Genomic DNA, 428 nt, shown 5'->3' with positions numbered 1-428 from the left:
GTCGAGACCGGTCTCCTTGAGGCTGGAGGCCAACGCCAAGGCGTTGGCCTCCAGCCTCAAGGAGACCGGTCTCGACATCGTCTCCGGCGGCACCGACAACCATCTCATGCTGGTCGACCTCAGGCCCAAGAACGCCACCGGCAAGCGCGCCGAGGCGGCGCTTGGCCGCGCCAACATCACCTGCAACAAGAACGGCATCCCGTTCGACCCGGAAAAGCCTTTCGTCACCTCGGGCGTGCGTCTCGGCACCCCGGCCGGCACCACGCGCGGCTTCGGCCAGGCCGAATTCCGCGAGATCGGCAAGCTGATCGCCGAAGTGCTGGACGGTCTCAAGGTTGCGAATTCCGACGAGGGCAATGCCGCTGTCGAAGCTGCGGTCAAGACCAAGGTCGTGGCGCTGACCGATCGTTTCCCGCTCTATCCCTATC

General features: G+C 65.2%; 1 pseudogene. It reads left to right on the top strand.

The annotated features are described in order from the left end of the window. Positions 1 to 428 (top strand): annotated as a pseudogene (gene glyA, locus EN750_RS38790) (serine hydroxymethyltransferase); the annotation flags it as partial.

Source organism: Mesorhizobium sp. M7A.F.Ca.ET.027.03.2.1 (assembly GCF_003999175.1).
Classification (GTDB): Bacteria; Pseudomonadota; Alphaproteobacteria; order Rhizobiales; family Rhizobiaceae; genus Mesorhizobium.
This window is presented reverse-complemented; position numbering and strand designations above follow the sequence as displayed.